The sequence below is a fragment of the Azospirillum sp. RU38E genome (assembly GCF_900188385.1).
Lineage (GTDB): Bacteria > Pseudomonadota > Alphaproteobacteria > Azospirillales > Azospirillaceae > Niveispirillum.
Genome location: NZ_FZOI01000007.1, coordinates 90,144 through 105,283 on the forward strand (window position 1 = coordinate 90,144; position 15,140 = coordinate 105,283).

Below are 15,140 nucleotides of genomic sequence, written 5' to 3' on the forward strand. Positions count from 1 at the left end.
CTGGTTTGGGCGGAATACTTCTCCCGCCTTCTCTGTTGTCACGCCACGGCGGGCAGCCAGCGGTCGCGCATCCAGGCCTCTGCCGCCCGCCCAATCAGGGTGGGGTAATCCACCCCTGCCGGTACCAGCAGGGGCAGGCCGAAACCGTCAATCACCTGCTGCACCCCGGCCTCATCCAGCGCGATGCCACGAGCGCGGGCATGGCGGGCGATTTCCATTTCCTGACCCCAGAAATAAATCTGCTTCGGTTGGCAGTTGGCGGCCATCTGGCGAACCTCCGCCAGCCGCTCATCATTCATTAGCCACAGCCAGATATCCGGCATCAGCAGGTCCACCGGCTGGTCGGGCCGATATTGATAGGCATCGCCCTGCACGATCTGGATTTTCGCCTGCACGTCCGCCGGCAACTGTTCCAGCACGCCCAGTTCCCGGCTGATTTCCAGCACAGTGGGATCAATTTCCACCACGGTGACGCGGGTGACGGCCGGGTTCAGGGCGGTATTGGCCACCGCCCAACCCATGCCCATGCCCATCACCACCACATGGCCCGATGCCGCCAGGCAACCCAGTTCCTGGCTTTCCAGCTCCATCGGGCTGGTGGACATCCAGGTTTCCATTTGCCCGTCCGGCCCCCGGCGCAGCAGGGCGGCCATGTTGAGGCACAGGCGTGGCGGGCTCCAATAGCCTTTGGACAAAACCATCGCGTTGATGGAAATCCGCCAGTCCGTCCGCTCGATCGGGGCATAGGTCGGGACGAACAGGTTCGGCTGATAGATTTCCATGGATTGCATCCCTTGGTAGTGATGGTTCTAGGATGCCATCTCGTCTCCAAAAGGAGAAGGTTTTCAGGGTGATGGATTTTTGATTGACGGTTTTAGGATCAATATCCTATAACTGTTTTTGTCAACGCCCGAGCCATGCCTGGTGCGGGTCGGGCGCTGATCCTCTGTCCGCTCCCCTGTTCCCCACTGCCGCCGGTGATGGATAAGCGCCGGGTGCCGCTTGGTGCCCGTCGCCCCGCTTCATCGGCGGTCTTTTGGGATGACAGGGGGAGGCCCCCCATTCCCGCAGCACCGATACCGGTCGGATGCGCCTTCTGGCGCCCGGCAACCGCGCTTGGCTGCCTTTTCCATAGGAAGGAAATCCAGAGCATGGCCATCGATATTGAAAAGGCCTTTGTGAAGCAGTTCGAACGCGAAGTGCATGAAGCCTATCAGCGCCAGGGGTCCAAGCTGCGCGCCACCGTGCGGTCAAAGGGCACGGTGCAGGGCGCCAGCACGACCTTCCAGAAGGTCGGCAAAGGCACCGCCTCCACCAAGGCGCGCAATGCGCCGGTGCCGGTGATGAATGTCGACCATGGCAGCGTGGAATGTCTGCTGGCCGATTATTATGCCGGCGACTGGGTCGACAAGCTGGATGAGCTGAAGACCAACGGTGACGAGCGCGGCGTCATCGCCAATGCCGGCGCCTATGCGCTGGGCCGCAAGACGGATGAGCTGATCATCGCCCAGCTGGATAAGAATACCCGGCTGGCCGGGGCCGACAGTGACGGCTTGACCCGCGACAAGGTGCTGACGGCGTTTGAGCTGCTGGGCGGCAGCGACGTGCCCGATGATGGCCAGCGCTTCGCCATTGTCGGCTGGAAACAATGGAGCCAGCTGCTGGGGATCGAGGAATTTGCCAATGCCAATTATGTCGGCGATGGTGAGCTGCCTTGGCGCGGCACCCAGGCCAAGCGCTGGCTGGGCACGCTGTGGATGCCGCATTCCGGCCTGACCCGCACGGCCAGCGGCGCCCGGCTCTGCCACTGGTACCACCGCACCGCCATCGGCCATGCCAGCGGGGCGGATGTCTCCACCGATGTCACCTGGCATGGCGACCGGGCCGCCCATTTCGTCAACAACATGATGTCGCAGGGCGCCTGCCTGATTGATGGCGACGGCGTGGTGACGCTGGCCTGCAAGGAATAAGCGGCGGGGGTGCCCCCAGCCGGTCTTCTGTCCTCTGCCCTCATCGAAGGAATCTGATCCATGGCCTTTCTGCCGAAAGACCTGGGCGTGCTGGCCTATGCCAATGGCTTCACGCTCTGGCACTACACCACGCCCGATGCCCACACGTCGGTGCGGGTGACGGGCTATTTCAACGCGGCCAACCACATGCTGCGGCTGGGCGACATGATCCTGGCCAATACTGGCACCGGTGGCACGCCGGTTGCCGGCATCCTGCTGGTCAATGGCAACAATGGCGGCACGGTCGACGTGTCCGACCTGACGCAAGTGGGGGCGGTGGACAGCGATTAAGGGGGGATAGGCGTTATCACTCCTGTTTTCCGCACCCGTTCCCCTCTCTCTACCGTCACCCCGGCCTGCGCCGGGGTGACGGTGGTGGGGGATGGTATCCGTGGCCCCCCCACAAAAAGGCTTCCCCCATGACCGACCCCGCCGTCGGGCTGTGTGCCCGCGCCCTGATGAAGATCGGGGCGGCCCCGCTTGCCAGTTTTCAGGACGGCACGGCGGAGGCCGAACTGGCCGCCGGGCTTTATCCCGGCTGCCGTGATGCATTGCTGGCCGCCAATGGCTGGAGCTTTGCCACCCGTCAGGCTCCCCTGGCGCGGCTGGCAGAGCCCCCGCCCGCCGATTTCGCCCATGGTTTCGCCCTGCCGGATGATTTCCTGCGCGCCCTGTCGTTGGGCACCGCCGGGCGCGGGCGGGGGCTGGAATATCGCATCCAGGGAGCAGCTTTGCTCTGCGACGCGCCGGCCGTGGTGCTGACCTATATCGCCCGGGTGGCGGAGGAGACGTTCCCCGCCTTCTTCGCCCAGGCGCTGATCGCCCGGCTGGCGGCGGAATTCTGTGTGCCGCTGACCGAAAACAGCAGCCGTGCCGACAGCCTGAACCGGCTGGCGGAAACGGAATTCCGCCGCGCCCGCCAGATTGACGCCGGGCAGGACAGCCAGCCCGGCTTCACCGATTTCTCTTTGATCGAGGCCCGATTCACATGACCCGTGTCCGCCCCGTCAAAACCAGCTTTACCGGTGGCTGTGTCAGCCGTGCCCTGCTGGGGCGTGGCGATCTGCGCGCCTTTGACAATGGCGCGCTGGACCTGACCAATGTGCTGGTGGAGCCGACCGGCGGCGTCACCCGCCGGCCCGGTACGGCCTTCATCGCCAGCCTGGCGGGGCGGGGCCGGCTGGTCGCCTTCACCTTTTCCACCCAACAGACGCATCTGCTGGCCTTCACCGACCGGCAGGTCACCATCTTCGCCAATGATGCGGTGCTGGCCCGCCTGCCCACGCCCTGGACCCTGGATCAGTTGCCCGCCATCCAATGGGCGCAGAGTGGTGACGTGCTGCTGGTCTGCCATCCGGTGGTGCCGCCGCAGCGGCTGACCCGGCTGGGGGCTGACCAATGGCGGTTGCAGCCCTGGAGCTTTGTGGAGGAGGAAGGGCGTCCCCGCATCCCCTTTTACCGCTTTGCCGAGGCGGCGGTGACGCTGACGCCATCAGCTTTGACCGGGCGGGTGCGGCTGCGGGCATCGGCCCCGGTCTTCGGGCTGGGGCATGAAGGCATGGCGCTGCGGGTGCATCGCCAGCCGGGGCGGATTGCCGCCGTGCGATCCCCCACAGAGGTGGAATGGGATGTGGTGGACAGCCTGCCCCATCTGAACCCGACGGCGGATTGGGATGAGGCCGCCTTTTCCGCCATGCGCGGCTGGCCGGTCAGTGTGGGGTTCCACCAGGACCGGCTGGTCATTGGCGGATCGCGCGATCTGCCCAACCGGCTGTGGCTGTCCAAATCCGGCGACCTGTTCAATTTCGACCTGGGCAAGGGGGAAGATGACAGCGCCATTGAATTCGCCATCCTGTCGGATGAGGTGAACCCGATCCGCCGCATCTTCTCCGGCCGGCATTTGCAAGTCTTCACCACCGGCGGCGAATGGGCGGTGACGGGGGAACCGCTGACCCCGGCCGCCATCCGGCTGGACCGGCAAACCCGCATCGGCAGCCCGGCCAGCCGGCAAATCCCGCCCAGGGAAGTGGATGGTGCCACCATCTTTGCCGCCGCCGATGGCAGCATCCGCGAATTTCTCTGGACCGATCTGGACCGTTCCTATGCCGCCACCGACCTGTCCGTCATGGCCCGCCATCTGCTGCCCGGCACGGTGGAACTGGAACATGATGCGGGGCGTCGGCTGCTGCTGGCGGTGCAGGAAGATGGCACGCTGGCCGCGCTGACGCTCTACCGCGCCGAACAGGTCAGCGCCTGGACAAGGCTGACCACGCAGGGCCGCATCCTCTCCATCGCGCTGGTGGGCGGGGTGATCTATTGGCTGGTCGAACGCGACGGGGCGGTGGCGGTGGAGGCCTGGGATGCCACGCTGGGCGTGGATAGCGGCCTGACCGGATCGGCCGACAGCGCCACCCGCCGCTGGAAGGGGCTGGACCATCTGGATGGGCGCAAGGCCCGCGTGCTGGCCGATGGCAAGCTGATGCCTGACCGGCCGGTGGCGGCCGGGCGCATCCGCCTGCCGGAAGCGGCCCGCAGCATCCAGGCAGGATTGCCCTTCAGCCATATTATCGAACCCATGCCGCCCAACCCTGTGGCGGCGGAGGGACAGGGACGGCGGGCCCGTCTGCTGGCCGTGACCTTCCGCTTGAAGGACACGCCCCTGCTGCGCGCCGACCTGGGGCGGGGGCCGGTGGAAGTGCCACTGCGGCGGACCACCGGCCCCCTGGCCGTGCCCACCCTGACCGATACGGCCCCGCCCCCCTTCACCGGGGAAAAACGCATCGCCACGCTGGGCTGGTCGCTGGATCCGGTGCGCCCGCCCTGGCGCATCATGGAGGACCGGCCGCTGCCCTTCACATTGCTGTCCGTGACCCAAGAGATGAAGGTGAATGACTGATGGCTGGTATTACCACCCCCGCCCTTTCCGCCCTGTCTGCCGTCACCACCCCGGTTCAGACCGTGCTTTCCGGCGTCAATACGGTGAAGGGCACCATCGATCAGGTGCGCGACCTGACCGGGGCCAATGAACGCCAGGCGGAACGGCAATTGGCCGAGCGTCAGCAATCCGCCCTGAACAGCCTGCGCGCCCGCCAGGATGCCGACAGTGTGGCGTTGCGGGCCACTGTGCAGAACCAGGCCGACCAGATCGCCACCAATGCCGCCGCCGACGAACGCAAGCGCCAGCAGGCGCTGCGCCGGGCGGTGGGTCGCACCCGCGCACAACTGGGGTCACAGGGGATTTCCACCGCCGATGGGTCGGGGGAGGCGATCCTGCTGGGCCAGATGCAGGAGGCGGGGGAGGAGAAAGCCGATGCCGACCGGCTGAACGCCCTGCGGATCAAGGCGTTGGAACAGCAGCAGCAGAGCGAATATCAGCGCAACCTGCTGGAACTGTCGGAGCTGCAGGAACGCCAGCGGCTGGAGCGGCTGGCGCGGCGGTAGGGCTTCATCGTCCCCGTTCACATATCCCAACCCTCACCCCGGCCTTCGCGCATAGGCGCTAACTTTGCCCATGGCCCTCTCCCTGCCTCCCCCGCGAAAGCGGGGGTCCAGGGGGCAAAGGCACCGAAGCGTTGACACTGGCGGCCCCTGGATCCCCGCTTTCGCGGGGAAGGCACTTTATTCCATGGGACTAACGTAGCGCCTATGCCGCAGCATGGGTGACGGTGGAGAAGGCGGGACTGTGGCGGACCGCCCGTCAAGTCAAAGCCTTTGCGCGTGAGCGGAAGAGGCACAGAGGCGCACACAACGCCCACGCATCCCCACCCGTACCCCACCTGATCCCCCCAAAAGGAATCCCCCCCCATGACAACCGACACAATCCCCGTGCCGGCGGTGAGCCCGCGCGTGCATTATCTGGCGGATGGCGTGGCCAGCCGCTTTGCCTTTGCCTTTCCCGTCTATGCGGCGGCGGACCTGACCCTGCATCTGGATGATGCGCCCGTCACCATGGGCTTCAGCCTGGATGGGCTGGGGGAACCGGGTGGCGGGGCCGTCCGCTTTGCCACCCCGCCGGCAGCCGGCAGCCGCATCACCATTCAGCGCCGTGTCTCACTGGACCGGCAGGCCGATTTCCTGGAAAGCGGGGCGATTTCCGCCCGCAGCCTGAATGCCCAGTTGAACCGGCTGACCGCCATGGTGCAGCAACTGGCCGCCGACCAGGACAAGATGCTGAAACTGGCCGCCACCGACCTGCCGGCCTCTCCCCTGCTGCCAGGCCGTTCCGTGCGCGCCGGCAAGGCGCTGGGCTTTGATGAAGCGGGCAACCCGGTGGCGCTGGGCCTGGAGGCCCTGCCCACCACCGCCCAGGCCAGCGCCCATGGCGCCGGGGCCGTCGCTCGCCCGGTGGCGGACAAGCTGCGCGATCTGGTTTCCGTGCGGGATTTCGGGGCCGTCGGTGATGGGGTGGCTGATGATACCGGTGCCATCCTGGCCGCACTGGCCGCCCATCGCTCCGTCTTTCTGCCCGCCGGCACCTATCGCACCAGCGCCACCATCACGCTGGGCTATGGCCAGACGCTGTATGGGGAGGGGGAGGGCAGTGTGATCCAGGCGCGCGCCAGTGCCTATGACCCCGTCAACCTGCCGGAATATCCCAGCCAATTCAATGCGGTGGAGATGGTGGATGGTTACGCCGCGCTTCGCAACCTGCGCATTGTCGGCGGGGCATCGGGGGTGAAAATCTATGGCCGTGACGGGCCGGCGGTGAAGAATGTGGTGGAGAATATTTCCATCTGGGACAGCCTGATCGGGCTGGTGCTGGATGGCTATGACGATACCAACCGCCCCTGTTACTGGAACCATATCGCCCGCGTGCTGGTGGCCCGTCCCGCCCTGCATGGTGTGCTGTTGACGGTGGAAGGCGATGGCGACACGCCCAACGCCAACAAGTTCCAGGATGTCCGCGTCTACAGCCTGTCCGCCCCCATGAGCGGCTGCGGCTTCTTTGTTTCAGCGGGGCGGTTCAACAATGCCTTCACCGACTGTGAGGCTAACCTGCATCCAGGGGCGGAAGCCTGTATGCGGCTGGGGGCGGCGACGGACCAGAATCTGATCGTCAATTTCTATGCCGAAAGCTTAGGAGCCCTGCCCGGCATCCGCATTGATAATGGCAGCCAGAATAGCGGTATCGTCAACCTGTTCAGCGCCACCGCGGGCCAGCCCATCTGGGATCCCACGGGGGCCCGCGCCTATACCGCCATGAATGCGGGTTATCCGCTGCGCAACCTGTTGAAGGAAACCCACATCACCGACCTGCGGGTGGAGGGGTTCAGCGTCGACACCAACTATGTGGAACCGCAAGCCGGCGGGCTGGTGGAGGCGGAATTGACCTCCACTTCTCACCTTGTCTCGGCCTTCGGGGGAGAGGTGGAATTCCGCCTGCCGGCCGCCGGTACCGCCAATGGCCGGATGCTGACCATCAAGAAGACCGATGCCAGCGCCCACCCGGTGCGGGTGACGGAGCTGGGCGGGCCGGGGCCGGATGGCAGGCCGGTGGTGCTGGCCAGCCGTTATGACAGCGTGTCGGTCATTTCCAACGGGGCCAATTGGTGGGTCACCGGCGGCACGGCCCAGCCCGGCAATGCGGAATTCCGCGATGTGGCCGGGCTGTTCGAACCCGATCTGGCCAAGGCGCTCTATCTGATCAGCGGGGCTGATGGCGATGTGGAGGTGCGCTTGCCCAGCCCATCGGCCAGCCACGCCGTGGGCCGCAGCCTGACCATCAAGAAGGCCGATGACAGTGACGGCGTGGTGACGGTGACCGCGGCCACCGGCATCGGGCCGGATGGCCGCGTCTGGCGGCTGGGCAAGCGCTATGAATATGTGCGGGTGTTTTCCAACGGGGCCGGCTGGTGGGTGACGGCGGCCAGCCGCAGCCCGGCCCCGCTGCATTTCCATGAAGCGGCGGGCCTGTTCCAGCCCGATCTGGGGGCGGCTTTCTATCTGGTGTCGGCCTATGCCGGCCCGGTGGAGGTGCGCCTGCCGGCACCGGCAGAGGGCAATAGCGGCATCGCCGTCACCATCAAGAAGACTGACCCCGGTAGCCATCCCGTCACCATCAGCAGCGGCGATGGCACCACCGGGCCGGATGGTGGGCGGGTGACGTTGGCGGCCCAGTATGACGGGGTGGTGGCGCTCTCCAACGGGGCGGCCTGGCATCTGGTCGGGCGCTGCCGATGACAGCGCCGCCGCCTGAGATGCTGGATTTCCAGCAATTCGTCGCGGTCTGGAACGGGGAACAGGGGATGGGCACGCCGGCCCTGCACGCCGATATCTGCCAATGGTTGGAAGATCAATGGCGGCAGGACAGGCGGGAATTGCTGCTGCTGGCCTTCCGCGACAGCGGCAAATCCACGCTTGTGGGCCTGTTCTGCGCCTGGCTGCTCTATCTGGCCCCGGATCGGCGGGTGCTGGTGCTGGCCGCCGACTATAACTTGGCCAAGAAGATGGTGCGCATGGTCAAGCTGGTGGTGGAGCGCCACCCCGCCTGCCAGGGCCTGAAGCCGGCCAAGCCGGAACTGTGGGGGGCGGAAGAATTCATCATCGCCCGCAGCCGCGTGGATCGTGATCCTTCCATGGCGGCCAAGGGGATAACGGCGAATTTCACCGGTTCCCATGCCGATATCATTGTCTGTGACGATGTGGAGGTGCCCAACAGCGCCAACAGCGCCGATAAGCGCGCCAGCCTGCGCCAGCGTCTGGCAGAAATCGCCAATGTGATCTCCCCGCAGGGTCTGGTGCTCTATATCGGCACGCCGCACACGTTCCATTCCATCTATAGCCGCCTCCCTTGTTCGGAGTTGGGGGAGGAGGTGCCGTTTCTGGACGGGTTCACCCGGCTGGAAAAGCCGGTGCTGAATGCGGACGGCATGTCCGCCTGGCCGGAACGCTTCCCGCCGGAGGTGATTGAGAATATCCGCCGTCGCAACGGCCCGAACAAATTCGCCAGCCAGATGCTGCTGATCCCGGTGTCGACCGAGGATGGGCGGCTGGAACTGGAACGGCTGCAAACCTATGAGGCGGAATTGCAGATCATCCGGGCCGGTGGAGAAACCCGCTTCCGGCTGGCGGACCGGGCGCTGCGCACCCTGCGCCTGTGGTGGGATCCAGCATTGGGTATCCGCCGCCGTCATGCCCACAAGGCCGGTGACGGCAGCGTTGCCGTGCTGCTGGGCGAGGATGGCAGGGGCCGGTTCTTCCTGCACCGCATCCGCTATCTGGCGGTGCCGGCGGGGATGGAGAAACAGGCCGGGGCCGTGCAATGCGGCCAGATCGCCGACATGGTGGCCGACCATGCCATCCCCACTGTGCATGTGGAAGCCAATGGCATCGGCTCGTTCCTGCCGGAAACCCTGCGCGGCGTGCTGGCGGAACGCGGGCTGAAGGCGCGAGTGATGGCCGAAAACTCCAACCGGCCCAAGGAGGAACGCATCCTGTCGGCCCTGGATGCCCCGCTTTATCGCGGTGACCTGTTCATCCATGACAGCGCCCGCGACACGCCTTTCCTGGCGGAAATGCGGGAATGGCGGCCCGGCGGCAAGGGCCATGATGATGGCTTGGACGCCGCCGCCGGCGCCATCCTGGCCTGCCCCCCGCAACTGCCCGAGAACCGGCCGGCCCGGTCGATGGTGGTGGCGGCGGGGGATTTTGCGGTGTGACGGGGGGCGTTTTGTCCCCTGTTGTGCCGGTTTCTTTTGTCACCCCATCGCTTCCATTGGTCCCGCCTTTGCCTGTCGACGCCTGTTCAAGAAGTTGACCGTTGGTTTCCCGTTATCATCCACCGTCACCCCGGCGAAGGCCGGGGTCCAGTTTCGTAAGGCAGAGTGCCTGTGCTTCTGGACCCCGGCCTTCGCCGGGGCGACGGGAGAATGGGTGGAATTCGTGCGGAAAATCTCCAAGGGCAGCGCCGATAGGCCTTAGTGGGATCATCACCAACATCCCCCCAATCAGGAGTCTCCCCCAAAATGAATCCCGCCCCCACCCTTGACCTGATCTGGTGGATCACCGCCATTGAACTGCCGGCCTTGGCCGGGCTGTTCTGGATGGTGCAGCAGACGCGCAAGGATAATGAACAGGCCCTCGACCCGCTGCGGCGGGGGCTGGAAACCACCTCAGCCCAGCTGCGGGAGGCGCTGGCCGCCTATAAGCTGGAAGTGGCCAAGAACTATGCCTCCATCGCCGATGTGAAGGCGCTGGAGGACCGGCTGACCAGCCATCTTTTGCGCATCGAAACCAAGCTGGATGGCCGTCTGGCCGATGGCGGTGTGCGATGAGCCGGCCCTGTCTGACCCCCGATAGCGCCGCACCCCTGCCCCCGCCGCGCATCAGCAGCAGTGACCCCGCCTATGAACTGGCCCGTTCCATCTGGGCCACGGCGGCGGCGCTGGGCGTGCGGGCGATGGAGGCGCTGGCCGCCATGGCGGTCAACCGGGCGCGGTTGCTGGGCGTCAGCCCCGGCCATGTGGCGCGCGATGGGGAATTGTTTGCCTGCCAGCTGCCCTTTCATCCGCTTAACACGGCCATGCAGGACGCGGACAGCCGCAATCCCACTTTTGCCATGGCCCTGCGCATTGCCCGGCGGGCCATGACCCCACCCCCCGGCCAGCCCGACCCCAGCCGGGGGGCCACCTGTTTTCATGCCAGCGGCGATTTGCCAGCCTGGGAGGCCAGGGCCAAACCGGTTGCGGAAGTCGCTGGCATCATCTTCTATGTAATCAAGCCTGAGCATCAGCAATAATGCATAAAAGAAAACGCCGCTGGGGTGGCTAACCCCGGCGGCGTTAAGGTCAGAACAGGGAGAGAAGAGAGACTACGAGAACAGGAACACAAAACCGCGCTGAAGGTTGCATCAATCAGCGGCACGCAACATGGCAGTGTAAACCGCCATCGCCGCCTCGATGCTGATGCTGCCGGCCTGCGCGCCTGCCGTCAGCATTTCCTGGGTTGGTTTGACCGGAACGGCCGTCAGGCCACGAATGCCCATCTGTTCCACCTCGTTCAGCGCCTGTTGCATACGGTCGCTCAACGCGGCGTCATTCACAGCCTGAAGGGAACGGGCGGCATCTTTCATCGTGGCATTCCTTAATTTGGCGCTGCTCGGTCGGCCATTGGCCATGACTGAACTATATGCTGACAAACCCGCTCATTACTACTATTCGGACGTATAGAGGTCCGATATCCTCACCCGACATTCGTACAGGGTGGCGGCTGCAACCGTGACCGTGGGGTTAAATCCACCCTGGTCGATCCCGCCACCGGTCTGGCGAAATCAATGCATTATAGCTAGGGTGTCGGTCGCATCCGGAACAGCCCCGCCTGATTGGACAAAATGGCTCACCCCATCTTTCACATGTGCCGCAGCCTGGAATGGCAGGCGGCCCAGACCGCCGGCCGCTATGACGGTTCTTCCCAGGATCAGGCGGATGGCTTCATCCATTTTTCCACCGCTGCCCAGCTGCCGGAAAGTGCCGCCCGTCACCGCACAGGCCAGACAGGGTTGCTGCTGCTGACCGTGGATGCGGCTGCCTGCGGCGATGCGCTGAAATGGGAGCCGTCGCGGGGCGGCCAGCTGTTCCCGCATCTGTACGGCCCGCTGCTGCCGGGTGCGGTGCTGCGGGTCGATCCGCTGCCGCTGGGCGATGATGGCCTGCATATCATGCCGGCCCATGTGGCGGCCGCTGCTGCCGGGGAGGCTGTGTGATGGCCGATTTCAACCTCTATCATCTGGCCCGCCCGCTGCTGATGGCGATGGATGCGGAAAAGGCCCATAACCTGACGATCAAGGCGCTGAAGACCGGCCTGCTGCCGCCCTTGGGCGGGCGCGATCCGGCCGTGCTGGCCACCCGCGTTTTCGGGATTGATTTCCCCAACCCGGTCGGGCTGGCCGCCGGTTTCGACAAGAATGCCGAGGTGCCGGACGCCATGCTGGGCCTGGGCTTTGGCTTTGTTGAATGCGGCACGGTCACACCCCGCCCGCAGGATGGCAACCCCAAGCCCCGGCTGTTCCGGGTGCCCAACGTGCGCGGGGTGATCAACCGGTTCGGCTTCAACAATGCCGGGCTGGATGTCTATTGCACCCATCTGCGCCAGCGCCATGGCCGCCCCGGCATCGTGGGCGGCAATGTCGGCAAGAACAAGGAAACGGCGGACGCCGCCACCGATTATGTCGCCTGTATCGAACGGGTGGCCCCGCTGGTGAATTATCTGGTCGTCAATGTCTCCTCCCCCAACACGCCGGGCCTGCGCACGCTGCAATCGCGCGACGCACTGGCCCATCTGCTGGGCCAGTGCCTGGAAGCGCGCACCCGGTCGGGCACGCGCCCGCCGCTGCTGCTGAAGGTGGCACCCGACCTGACAGAGGAGGACAAGGCCGATATTGCCGCGGTGGTGCTGGACAGCGGCATTGACGGGCTGATCGTCTCCAACACCACCCTGGCCCGCCCGGCCGAGATTCCGGCGGAACTGGCATCCCAGGCCGGCGGTCTGTCGGGCGTGCCGCTGATGGCGCCCTCCACCCGCGTGCTGGGCGAGTTTTACCGCCTGCTGGGCGGGCGGCTGCCGCTGGTGGGCGTGGGCGGTATTGCCTCAGGCGCTGATGCCTATGCCAAGATCCGCGCCGGGGCCAGCCTGGTGCAGTTCTATTCCGCCATGGTCTATGAAGGGCCGGGGCTGGTGGGCCGGGTCAAGGCGGAGCTGGCGCGCCTGCTGGCTGCCGATGGTTACCTCACGGTGGCGGAAGCCGTGGGGGCCGATCATCGCGCACCCCGCCGCACGGCACAGGAATAGGCCCCGCCCATGCGCTGGTTCCGCCACCTTGTCTTTGCCGGTGTTTATGTGGCCCTGGCCGTTACCGTGGCGCTGACCCTGCCCTTGTCGGTGGAGGGGATGGACCGGCATACCGGCATCCTGTTCGGGCTGGTCATCCTCACCTTTGGCGGGCTGCTGCATGAATTCTGGGCCCGCCAGGATGCCCAGGAACGCAATGACCGCCGCCTCTGGCACCTGCGCGAACAGCAGGAAGAGGTGATGGAGATGGTGGCCGCCCTGGAACGCCGGCTGGAGGATGGCCAGCCCCTGGTCCGGGGGGAGGTGCAGGCCGTGCTGTCGGAGGCGCGGGTGCTGGAACAGCTGGCCGGCCAGCTGCCGCCGCTGCGCAGCGCCCCGGCCGAGCCGCCCCCCGCCCCCCGGACCGCCGCCGCCCCCGCCCGGCCGCCGCTGACGGCCATGCCGGCGCCGGTCTCATCCTATCCGCCCCCGGCGGCCGATGCCGCCGCCATCCTGGATCAGGTGCGCGATGCCCTGCGCACCGACAAGGTGGATATCTTCTTACAGCCCGTGGTCAGCCTGCCGCAGCGCCGGCATCGCTATTACGAGCTGTTTTCCCGCATCCGGGCGGGGGAGGGGGCGGATGGCAAGCCGCTTTACCTGCTGCCCGAACAATATCTGGGCGTGGCGGCAGAGGCGGGGCTGATCGCCACCATCGACAATCTGCTGCTGTTCCGCTGCATCCAGCTGGTGCGGGAGACGGAGAAGCGGCACCAGAATGTCGGCTTCTTCTGCAATATCTCCACCGCCACGCTGAATGATGCCGGCTTCATGCGGGAATTCGTCTCCTATATGGGCCAGCATCCCGATCTGGCCTCCAAGCTGATCTTTGAACTGAGCCAGGATCAGCTGATGCAGGGTGGCCTGTTTGCCACCGGCTTTCTGGATGGGCTGCGGCGGCTGGGCTTTCGATTCTCCATGGATCAGGTCTGGCGGCTGGAGATGGACTGGTCGGAACTGGCCCGCCACGATATCCGCCATGTGAAGCTGGATGCCGCCCGCCTGCTGGACCCCGATGGCCGCTTCGCCGACCCGCGCGCCGTGCGCGACCTGCGCCAGGAACTGGACCGGGCCAATATCGACCTGATCGTGGAGAAGATCGAAACCGATGCCCAGCTGATCGAGCTGCTCGACCTCTATATCGATTTCGGCCAGGGCTATCTGTTCGGCGAACCGCGATTGGCCAAGAAGCAGGGGTAGCGGTTTGGCTTAACGCCCGCCCCGCCCCTGGCGGTTGGCTGCCAACCACTCGCATCTGCCATGCCGTACCCGGCCTTGTCCCTCACGCGGTCAGGCCCCACCCTTCCGGCCAGCAAACAACCTCCAGCCGGAAGCACGCATGACCGCCCTGCCGCTGATCGACGGACTGTCCGCCATTGTTGACCGTTATGACGGCTTCATCCTGGATCTCTGGGGTGTCATCCATGACGGGGTCCGGCCCTATCCCGGCGTCGTCCATTGCCTGACGGAACTGCGCAACCGCGGCAAGCGGGTCTGCCTGCTGTCCAACGCGCCGCGCCGCGTGCCGGCCGCCGTGGCCAAGCTGAATGATATGGGCGTGGATGTTGACCTCTATGACGCGATCTTCACCTCTGGTGAGGCGACCTATGAGGCGTTGCTGGACCCGCCGGATGAATGGCACCAGGGGTTGGGTCGCAACCTGTTCCATATCGGCCCGCCGCGCGACAATGATGTCTATGAGACCTTGCCCAATCGCCGCCGGGTGCATACGCCCGATCAGGCGGATTTCGTGCTGAATACCGGCATTGATGATTTTGACGAGACGCTGGCCGATTACGAGCCGGTGCTGACGGCCTGCGTGGAACGCCGCCTGCCGATGCTGTGCGCCAACCCCGATCTGGTGGTGGTGGTCGATAACAAGCTGGTGATCTGCGCCGGGGAGCTGGCCCGCCGCTATGAGGATCTGGGCGGGGAGGTGCGTTATCACGGCAAGCCCCACGCGCCGGTCTATCGCCGCTGTTTCCAGCTGTTGGGCGATCTGGCCCCGTCGCGCATTCTGGCGGTGGGTGACAGCCTGCGCACCGACATTGCCGGCGCCAATGAAGCCGGTATCGATGGGCTGCTGGTGACCGGTGGTATCCACCGGGAGGAGCTGGGGGCGAATTGGGGCAGCCATCCCGATCCGCAATCCCTGGGCCGGCTGGTGGAAACCAGCGGCCACCGCCCTGTAGCGGCGATTCCGGGCCTGCGCTGGTAAAGGAAGCGCTTTCAAGGGCGGTGATGCCCAGCAAGGATATCACCGCCTGTCAATCTTTGGCGAAATCGTTTCCTTTTTGGATATTTTTT

Annotated in this window: 15 protein-coding genes; 13 read left to right on the forward strand and 2 right to left on the reverse strand. The window is 65.6% G+C overall.

What is annotated here, in order from left to right:
• Positions 1-38: 38 nt before the first annotated feature.
• Complete coding sequence (locus CHB97_RS13775) at positions 39-782, reverse strand: hypothetical protein (protein WP_244559534.1); 744 nt, start codon at positions 780-782, stop codon at positions 39-41.
• Positions 783-1,151: 369 nt separating this feature from the next.
• Between CHB97_RS13775 and CHB97_RS13780 the strand changes: the two genes are divergently transcribed.
• The 9 genes from CHB97_RS13780 to CHB97_RS13820 all read left to right on the forward strand — a co-directional run bounded on the left by CHB97_RS13780 (position 1,152) and on the right by CHB97_RS13820 (position 10,746).
• The gene (locus tag CHB97_RS13780; protein WP_089288559.1) at positions 1,152-1,970 is read left to right on the forward strand and encodes a phage capsid protein; all 819 of its coding nucleotides are present in this window, start codon (positions 1,152-1,154) and stop codon (positions 1,968-1,970) included.
• Positions 1,971-2,030: 60 nt separating this feature from the next.
• On the forward strand, positions 2,031-2,300 hold the full coding sequence (locus tag CHB97_RS13785; protein WP_089288560.1) for a hypothetical protein: 270 nt from the start codon (positions 2,031-2,033) through the stop codon (positions 2,298-2,300).
• 128 nt (positions 2,301-2,428) lie between these two features.
• A complete protein-coding gene (locus CHB97_RS13790) occupies positions 2,429-3,001 on the forward strand; it encodes a hypothetical protein (protein WP_089288561.1) in 573 nt (190 codons plus the stop codon).
• Complete coding sequence (locus CHB97_RS13795) at positions 2,998-4,905, forward strand: hypothetical protein (RefSeq protein WP_089288562.1); 1,908 nt, start codon at positions 2,998-3,000, stop codon at positions 4,903-4,905. The genes CHB97_RS13790 and CHB97_RS13795 overlap by 4 nt, the downstream gene beginning before the upstream one ends.
• The gene (locus CHB97_RS13800) at positions 4,905-5,450 is read left to right on the forward strand and encodes a hypothetical protein (protein ID WP_089288563.1); all 546 of its coding nucleotides are present in this window, start codon (positions 4,905-4,907) and stop codon (positions 5,448-5,450) included. The genes CHB97_RS13795 and CHB97_RS13800 overlap by 1 nt, the downstream gene beginning before the upstream one ends.
• 363 nt (positions 5,451-5,813) lie before the next feature.
• Complete coding sequence (locus CHB97_RS13805; RefSeq protein ID WP_089288564.1) at positions 5,814-8,189, forward strand: glycosyl hydrolase family 28-related protein; 2,376 nt, start codon at positions 5,814-5,816, stop codon at positions 8,187-8,189.
• Complete coding sequence (gene terL / locus CHB97_RS13810) at positions 8,186-9,667, forward strand: phage terminase large subunit (RefSeq protein WP_143270896.1); 1,482 nt, start codon at positions 8,186-8,188, stop codon at positions 9,665-9,667. The genes CHB97_RS13805 and terL overlap by 4 nt, the downstream gene beginning before the upstream one ends.
• A 306-nt stretch (positions 9,668-9,973) precedes the next feature.
• Positions 9,974-10,282, forward strand: coding sequence for a hypothetical protein (locus CHB97_RS13815; protein ID WP_089288566.1), 309 nt, complete (start codon positions 9,974-9,976; stop codon positions 10,280-10,282).
• The gene (locus CHB97_RS13820; protein WP_089288567.1) at positions 10,279-10,746 is read left to right on the forward strand and encodes a cell wall hydrolase; all 468 of its coding nucleotides are present in this window, start codon (positions 10,279-10,281) and stop codon (positions 10,744-10,746) included. The genes CHB97_RS13815 and CHB97_RS13820 overlap by 4 nt, the downstream gene beginning before the upstream one ends.
• Before the next feature lie 111 nt (positions 10,747-10,857).
• Here the strand turns inward: CHB97_RS13820 and CHB97_RS13825 are convergent, their stop codons facing one another.
• Positions 10,858-11,079: a hypothetical protein gene (locus CHB97_RS13825; RefSeq protein ID WP_089288568.1), complete on the reverse strand. Its 222-nt coding sequence runs from the start codon at positions 11,077-11,079 to the stop codon at positions 10,858-10,860.
• Positions 11,080-11,337: 258 nt separating this feature from the next.
• Here CHB97_RS13825 and CHB97_RS13830 point away from each other — a divergent pair, with 258 nt between their 5' ends.
• The 4 genes from CHB97_RS13830 (at position 11,338) to CHB97_RS13845 (ending at position 15,051) form a co-directional block, all read left to right on the forward strand.
• Positions 11,338-11,709, forward strand: coding sequence for a DUF952 domain-containing protein (locus CHB97_RS13830; RefSeq protein ID WP_200819946.1), 372 nt, complete (start codon positions 11,338-11,340; stop codon positions 11,707-11,709).
• The gene (locus CHB97_RS13835; RefSeq protein WP_089288570.1) at positions 11,709-12,794 is read left to right on the forward strand and encodes a quinone-dependent dihydroorotate dehydrogenase; all 1,086 of its coding nucleotides are present in this window, start codon (positions 11,709-11,711) and stop codon (positions 12,792-12,794) included. Before CHB97_RS13830 ends, CHB97_RS13835 begins: the two co-directional genes overlap by 1 nt.
• Positions 12,795-12,803: 9 nt before the next feature.
• The gene (locus CHB97_RS13840; RefSeq protein WP_089288571.1) at positions 12,804-14,033 is read left to right on the forward strand and encodes an EAL domain-containing protein; all 1,230 of its coding nucleotides are present in this window, start codon (positions 12,804-12,806) and stop codon (positions 14,031-14,033) included.
• A 139-nt stretch (positions 14,034-14,172) separates the two neighbouring features.
• Complete coding sequence (locus CHB97_RS13845; protein ID WP_200819947.1) at positions 14,173-15,051, forward strand: TIGR01459 family HAD-type hydrolase; 879 nt, start codon at positions 14,173-14,175, stop codon at positions 15,049-15,051.
• The last annotated feature ends 89 nt before the right edge of the window (positions 15,052-15,140 follow it).